Source organism: Blastomonas sp. UPD001, assembly GCF_003426715.1.
GTDB lineage: Bacteria > Pseudomonadota > Alphaproteobacteria > Sphingomonadales > Sphingomonadaceae > Blastomonas.
In genome coordinates this window covers 3,093,306-3,100,643 of the sequence record NZ_QKVT01000001.1, presented here as the reverse complement: position 1 = coordinate 3,100,643, position 7,338 = coordinate 3,093,306, and the positions used below count along the sequence as shown (strand labels likewise).

The 7,338-nt window shown below is 65.8% G+C and carries 4 protein-coding genes; 2 read left to right on the top strand and 2 right to left on the bottom strand.

The features are described 5' to 3' along the window. A partial coding sequence (locus tag DM995_RS21955) for a DNA repair protein RecN (protein WP_198669388.1) occupies window positions 1-1,465 on the bottom strand: 1,465 nt, incomplete at its 3' end. 211 nt (window positions 1,466-1,676) lie between these two features. Here DM995_RS21955 and DM995_RS15725 point away from each other — a divergent pair. After that, on the top strand, window positions 1,677-2,648 hold the full coding sequence (locus tag DM995_RS15725; RefSeq protein ID WP_116970027.1) for an MlaA family lipoprotein: 972 nt from the start codon (window positions 1,677-1,679) through the stop codon (window positions 2,646-2,648). A gap of 417 nt (window positions 2,649-3,065) precedes the next feature. On the opposite strand, the gene DM995_RS15720 is transcribed toward DM995_RS15725, so the two are convergent. Continuing rightward, entirely contained in the window at window positions 3,066-4,589 is a 1,524-nt protein-coding gene (locus tag DM995_RS15720) for a fumarate hydratase (protein ID WP_116970026.1), read from the bottom strand. 770 nt (window positions 4,590-5,359) lie between these two features. Here DM995_RS15720 and DM995_RS15715 point away from each other — a divergent pair. Continuing rightward, on the top strand, window positions 5,360-7,327 hold the full coding sequence (locus tag DM995_RS15715; RefSeq protein WP_023837199.1) for a ribonucleoside-diphosphate reductase subunit alpha: 1,968 nt from the start codon (window positions 5,360-5,362) through the stop codon (window positions 7,325-7,327). The last annotated feature ends 11 nt before the right edge of the window (window positions 7,328-7,338 follow it).

The following is a 7,338-nucleotide window of genomic DNA, read 5'->3' as shown; positions in this document are numbered from 1 at the left end:
TGACGACCAGCAGCTGCGTACCCCTGGCCAGCCGCGCCAGCCGCTCGCCGATCGCCGAGGCGACCGCGCCGCCGACGCCGCGATCGATCTCGTCGAAGATCATCGTTGCCGCCCCGCCCTGCTCGGCGAGCGCGACCTTGAGCGCGAGGATGAAGCGCGACAGCTCGCCGCCCGAGGCGATCTTCATCAACGGCGCGAAATCGCTGCCCGGATTGGTCGAGATCAGGAATTCGACATGGTCCTTGCCCGATGCGCCCCAGCGCGCCTCGTCGAGCGGATCGACCAGGGTCCGGAAGCGCGCGGCGTCGAGCTTCAGCGGCTTGAGTTCCGCCATCACCGCCGCGTCAAGCGCCACTCCCGCCTTCGCCCGCGCCGCGCTCAGCGCATCGGCGGCGGCGACATAGGCCTCGCGCGCCTTGTGCCGCGCCTTGTCCAGCTCGGCGACATTCGCCCCTCCCGATTCGAGCGCGGCCCAGTCGGCCTGCATCCGCTTCAGCAGGTCGGGCAGCAGGTCGCCCGCGACATTGTGCTTGCGGGCGAGCGCGCGCAGATCGAACAGCCGCCGCTCGAGCTCGTCGAGCCGCACCGCGTCATAGGTCAGCGCCTCGGATGCCGCGCGCAGCTTGGCCTCGGCATCGTCGGCCTCGATCATCGCGCGGTCGAGCGCCTCCATCGCCTCGTCGAGCAGCACATGCTCCTCGGCGATCCGCCCCAGCTTGCGCGCCGCGCCGCGCAGCAGCGCCAGCGCCCCCTTCGATCCCTCGAATGTCTCGAACAGCTCGGCGAGGTCGCCCGAGAGCCGCTCGCCCTTCTGCATCGCGGCGCGCTCGCCCGCCAGTTCCTCTTCCTCGCCCGGTTGCGGGCCGAACGCGGCGAGCTCTTCCAGATTGTGCTCGAGAAGTTCGCGGTCGCGCATCGCGCTCTCGATCGCCTCGCTCGCCGTCGTGAACGCGCGCTCGGCCGCCTGCCATTCGCGCCACGCCGCAGCAACGCGCGCGACATCGCAGCGCCCGAAACTGTCGAGCAGGTCGCGATGGCCTTTGGGGTTGATGAGGCCGCGATCGTCATGCTGGCCGTGAATCTCGACCAGCATCGCGCCCAGATCGCGCAGCAGCGCGGCAGAGACCGGCTGGTCGTTGACGAACGCACGGCTGCCGCCATCGGCGCGCACCTGCCGCCGGATCAGCAGCGGCTCGCCCGGCTCCTGCGCGATATCGTTATCCTCGAGCAGCGCCGTGATACCGGCATGATCGCCGGTATCGAAGCCCGCGATCACCAGCGCCCGCTCCGCCCCCTGGCGCACCAGCCCGCTATCGGCGCGCGCGCCCATGGCCAGACCCAGCGCATCGAGCAGGATCGACTTGCCCGCCCCGGTCTCCCCGGTCAGCACGCCCAGGCCTGGACGAAACTCCAGATCGAGCGCCTCGATCAGCACCAGGTCACGAATGGCGAGCGAAAGGAGCATGGTGCCAGCCTTAGAACAGACAGGGGACATGTGGGAACAGCTTTTTGGGGCTCTTCGCCGCACCGACGGCGCGCCAGCGCGGAATTTCGCACCGGCGTCATTGACTTGTCACGATGCGCGCCATAGCTCGGGCGAACGGGGCCTGGAATGCGAAGGAAGACGACGCGGTGGTGACCTGTAACTCCCCCCTCCGGCCCGGCGATCGCCGCGCATGAGCCTGGTGGCGCTCCCCTTTGCGCTGGCGCTGGCATCGCTTCAGCCGGGGGGTTCGGAACCCGCTCCGGTTGCCGCTCCGATCGAGGCGCCGACCGCGCCTGCCACGACGCTGCCGCCATGCCCCGTGACCGACCAGCTCGCCGCTGCACCCGCCGCGCCGCCGCAGGACCCCGCACCATCGCCCCAGCTCGACACGATCATCGTCACCGCGCGGCCCGATTCGCAGCCGGGCGATCCGATGCTGCAACTGAATGCGCAATCGTTCGAGGTGGTGCAGGATGTCGACGAGGCGCTGGTAGGTCCGGTAGCGATGGCGTACAAGGACGCGGTGCCCAAGCCCGTGCGGCACGGCATCCGCAATTTCCTGCGCAACCTGACCGAGCCGATCGTGGCGCTCAATTTCCTGCTGCAGCTCAAACCCGGCAAGGCGGCGGAGACCGTGGGGCGGTTCGCGATCAACAGCACCCTCGGCATCGGCGGGCTGTTCGACATCGCCAAGCGCGATCCGTTCAAGCTGCCCTATCGGCGCAACGGCTTTGCCAACACGCTCGGCTATTACGGGGTGGAGCCGGGGGCCTATCTGTTCCTGCCACTGATCGGCCCCACCACGGTGCGCGATCTGGCGGGCGGCGTGGTCGATGGACTGCTGCTGCCGACCGTCGCTGGCGCGCCGTTCAACGATCCCTATTTCACCCTGCCCGCCGCGACGCTGAGCGCGCTGCAGGGGCGCATCCAGATCGACGAGCAATTGAACGCGCTGCGCAACCAGAGCCGCGACCCCTATCTCGCGGCACGCGATTTCTACCTGAAGCGCCGCCAGGCCGAGATCGACGCGCTCAAGGGCAAGGTGGCGTACCCGGATGGCGACCTGCCCTTTGTCAATCCGGGCACCGGCGGACCGATCGCGGTACCGGTGACGCCGGTGATGCCCTCGGCGCCGGCGGTGAACTGCGTGCCGGTGGGGTGAGGGGCAGCCCTAACGCGCCTCACCACCGCCGCTTAGCCTGAGCCCGTCGAAGGCCTTGCGCGACGGCGGGCCCGATAACCCTTCGTCATCCTGAACTCGTTTCAGGATCCATCGCGCCCCAAAAGCCGAAGCCGCGTGGGGAGAAATGGACCCTGAAACAAGTTCAGGGTGACGGTTGATAACAACGCCGCCAGCGCACCAAAGCTTCCCTCCCTGGCCAGCGAGGGGTTGGGGGTGGTTCGTCTGCGCGCAGGGTAGCTGAACGACTGCTCTCTCCCCATCAGGGGAAAGACACGCAGGCTTGCCAGCTTGCTGGCTAGCCGTAGTTGAGAGGGGCAAGCGGCAGCGCATTCCCCTCTCCCAACCCTCTCCCCTGAGCCGCAGGCGAGCAAAGCTCAACGGGAGAGGGCATTAGGCTCACGCCCCCTGCAACAGCCCTTCCCTGGCGATCTTGTCGCGCCACACGAGCGGGGCGAGCTGGTGCACGTTCTTGCCCTCGCTATCCACCGCGACCGTGACCGGGAAGTCGCTGACCTCGAACTCGTAGATCGCCTCCATACCCAGGTCATGGAAGCCGACGACGGTGCTGCCCTTGATCGCGCGCGCGACCAGATAGGCAGCGCCGCCGACCGCCATCAGATAGGCGCTCTTGTGGTCGCGGATCGCCTCGACCGCCGCGGGGCCGCGCTCGGCCTTGCCGACCATCGCGAGCAGGCCTTGCTCCAGCATCATGCGGGTGAACTTGTCCATGCGCGTCGCGGTGGTGGGGCCGGCGGGTCCGACGATTTCCTCGCCCACCGGATCGACCGGGCCGACATAATAGATCACGCGGCCGCGAAACTCGACCGGAAGCTCCTCGCCCTTGGCGAGCATGTCCTGGATGCGCTTGTGCGCCGCGTCGCGCCCGGTGAGCATCTTGCCATTCAAGAGCAGCCGGTCGCCCTGTTTCCAGCTCTGCACCACTTGCGGAGTCAGATTGTCGAGATCGACGCGGATCGCCGCCTTGTCGGGCGTCCAGTTGACATCGGGCCATTCGTCGAGCTTGGGCGCTTCGAGATAGGCCGGCCCCGAGCCGTCGAGGCTGAAATGCGCGTGGCGCGTCGCGGCGCAATTGGGGATCATCGCGACCGGCTTGCCCGCGGCATGGCAGGGAGCGTCCATGATCTTGACGTCGAGAATGGTCGAAAGCCCGCCCAGCCCCTGCGCACCGATGCCGAGCGCGTTGACCTTGTCGAAAATCTCGATCCGCATCGCTTCCAGATCGGTCTGCGCCCCGCGCTCCTTCAGCGGACCCATGTCGATCGGCTCCATCAGCGCCTTCTTGGCGAGCAACACCGCATGTTCGGCCGTGCCGCCGATGCCGATGCCGAGCATGCCCGGGGGACACCAGCCCGCGCCCATCTGCGGGATCATCTCCAGGACCCAGTCGACGATATTGTCGCTGGGGTTCATCATCTTGAACTTGGACTTGTTCTCGCTGCCGCCGCCCTTGGCCGCGACATCGACATGCACGTGATGGCCGGGCACCATCTCGACATGCAGCACGCAGGGGGTGTTGTCCTTGGTGTTGCGACGCGTGAACGCGGGATCGGCGAGCACCGAGGCGCGCAGCTTGTTGTCCGGGTGCAAGTACGCACGGCGCACGCCCTCGTCGACAATCTCCTGCAGCGAGCGCGAGGTATCGTCGAGGCGGCAGTCCATGCCCCATTTGACGAACACGTTGACGATTCCGGTATCCTGGCAGATCGGGCGATGGCCTTCCGCACACATCCGGCTGTTGGTGAGGATCTGCGCGATCGCGTCCTTGGCCGCGGGCGACTGCTCCGCCTCATAGGCCTTACCGAGCGCGCGGATATAGTCCATCGGGTGGTAATAGCTGATGAACTGCAGCGCGTCGGCGACGCTCTCGATCAGGTCGGCGGCTTTGATGGTCACGGTCATGGCATTCCCCCGGGAAACTGGACGCGCTCTCGTGGCGCGGGCGGATGAACTGCGACCGTCTCTATTGTGGGCGCAACGCTATCGCAAGCGGCGGCACAAGGGAATGGGGGTGGTAACCGCACTGGCGGCCAGCTTTACACATAGGGTCCGAAATGTCAGAAATCGTTTGGACGTGTGAAACACGGTGATCTCCCTGCCGTAGCACTGGTTTGTGCCAGGAGCGCGTGCGAGGAACTCGGGAGGCCTCGCCACACGTCCACCACATTCCATGGCGCTCCCGTCCAACCCGCATCATCCACAGCCCCCAATTAGCCGTGCACAAGCCTGTGGAGAGGAAATTGTGGGCAAGCCGCATTTGCCCTCTTGCGATTTTTCGGACCGGCTTTTTCCCGCGCGTCGCGCCGCCTCGGTCCGGTTGCGCCAGCGACGAACGGAATCCCACGCGCGACGAACGGTTGGCCTAATTAACCATTTACCCTCTTGCGCCGGATTCAGGAAAGGGCACTATAGGTAGTGGGGGATGCGGACGGGGCATACCAATACCAGTGGGTTACACGAAGCGCGGGGGCAGACATCGGCCTTCACGTCAAGGGCGTTTTGCCTCTTTCGGGCCTTCTGTTGGGGATAAGTTTTCCCCCGTCGCGGGCCACAAGATGCTATACGGGACGCTTGCGCCCCGAGTCGAACAATTGCGGAACAAAGTTTCCCATCAACGGTCTTACGGGGGCGTCATGGATTTCAGAGATACGGGCAAGGGTAGCGCAGACAATATGGGTGAAGCAGATGTACTTGACGCAGCCGCAAAGGCAGATTCAGGCGCAGGCGCAAGGATCGCGTCCGGCGAGGCCAATGCCGCGGAAATGGCGCTGATCGCCATGGCCGCCACCCAGGCTGCTGCCGCCGCCAAGCCCGCCGAGGCTCTGGACAGCAAGACCGTCGCTGCGCGCCGGTTCCATGTCGTGACCGACAAGAGCCGCGACGATCTGCTCACCGATTTCGGCAAGGAAACGCTCGAGGACCGCTATCTGCTGCCCGGCGAATCCTATCAGGACCTGTTCGCGCGCGTCGCCGATGCCTATGCCGACGATCAGGAGCACGCCCAGCGGCTCTATGACTATATCTCGAAGCTGTGGTTCATGCCCGCAACGCCGGTGCTGTCGAATGGCGGCACGGGTCGCGGCCTGCCGATCAGCTGCTATCTCAACAGCGTCGACGACAGCCTGGAGGGCATTGTCGGCACCTGGAACGAGAATGTCTGGCTCGCCTCGCGCGGCGGCGGCATCGGCACCTATTGGGGCAATGTGCGCGGCATCGGCGAGCCGGTCGGCCTCAACGGCAAGACCAGCGGCATCATCCCGTTCGTGCGCGTGATGGATTCGCTGACCCTCGCGATCAGCCAGGGCTCGCTGCGCCGCGGTTCGGCCGCCTGCTATCTCGACGTGTCGCATCCGGAGATCGAGGAATTCCTCGAGATCCGCAAGCCCTCGGGCGATTTCAACCGCAAGGCGCTCAACCTGCACCATGGCGTGCTGCTGACCGACGAGTTCATGGAAGCGGTGCGCGACGGCGCCGATTTCAACCTGCGCAGCCCCAAGGACGGCAGCGTGCGCGGCACCGTCAACGCGCGCGCGCTGTTCCAGAAGCTGGTCGAGACGCGTCTGGCCACCGGCGAGCCCTATATCGTGTTCAACGATACCGTGAACCGCACGATGCCCGCGCATCACCGCGAGCTCGGCCTCAAGGTCTCGACCTCGAACCTGTGCAGCGAGATCACGCTGCCCACGGGCCGCGACCACCTGGGCAACGACCGCACCGCCGTGTGCTGCCTGTCCTCGCTCAACATCGAGACCTGGGACCAGTGGCACGACGACAAGCGCTTCATCGAGGACGTGATGCGCTTCCTCGACAATGTGCTGCAGGACTATATCGACCGCGCCCCGCCCGAAATGGCGCGCGCGCGCTACAGCGCGATGCGCGAACGCTCGGTCGGCATGGGCGTGATGGGCTTCCACTCGTTCCTCCAGGCGCGCGGCCTCGGCTTCGAATCGGCGCTCGCCAAGTCGTGGAACATGAAGATCTTCAAGCACATCGCGGCCAAGGCATCCGAAGCCTCGATGCTGCTCGCCAAGGAACGCGGCCCCTGCCCCGACGCCGCCGACCAGGGCGTGATGGAGCGTTTCAGCTGCAAGATGGCGATCGCGCCGACCGCGTCGATCAGCATCATCTGCGGCGGCACCAGCGCGTGCATCGAGCCCATTCCGGCGAACATCTATACCCACAAGACGCTTTCGGGCAGCTTCGTGGTCAAGAACCCCTATCTGGAAAAGCTGCTGCGCGAAAAATCGAAGGATTCGACCAATGTGTGGAATTCGATCCTCGAAAAGGGCGGCTCGGTCCAGCATCTCGATTTCCTGAGCGCGGAGGAAAAGGACGCGTTCAAGACCAGCTTCGAGATCGACCAGCGCTGGCTGCTCGAACTGGCAGCCGACCGCACGCCCTATATCGACCAGGCCCAGTCGCTGAACCTGTTCATCCCGGCGGACGTGGACAAATGGGACCTGCTGATGCTGCACTTCCGCGCATGGGAGCTGGGCATCAAGTCGCTCTATTATCTGCGCTCCAAATCGGTCCAGCGCGCAGGCTTTGCCGGCGGCGTCGAGGCGGACAACACCATCGACGCGCCCAAGTTCGAGCTCGGCGAAACGACGGATTACGACGAGTGCCTGGCCTGCCAGTGACAAATTCCCTC

Bases quoted from the DNA above. Each gene is read 5' to 3' on its own strand.
- DM995_RS15725 (WP_116970027.1), top strand. From the start codon at position 1,677: ATGAGCCTGGTGGCGCTCCCCTTTGCGCTGGCGCTGGCATCGCTTCAG.
- DM995_RS15720 (WP_116970026.1), bottom strand. From the start codon at position 4,589: ATGACCGTGACCATCAAAGCCGCCGACCTGATCGAGAGCGTCGCCGAC.
- DM995_RS15715 (WP_023837199.1), top strand. From the start codon at position 5,360: ATGGGTGAAGCAGATGTACTTGACGCAGCCGCAAAGGCAGATTCAGGC.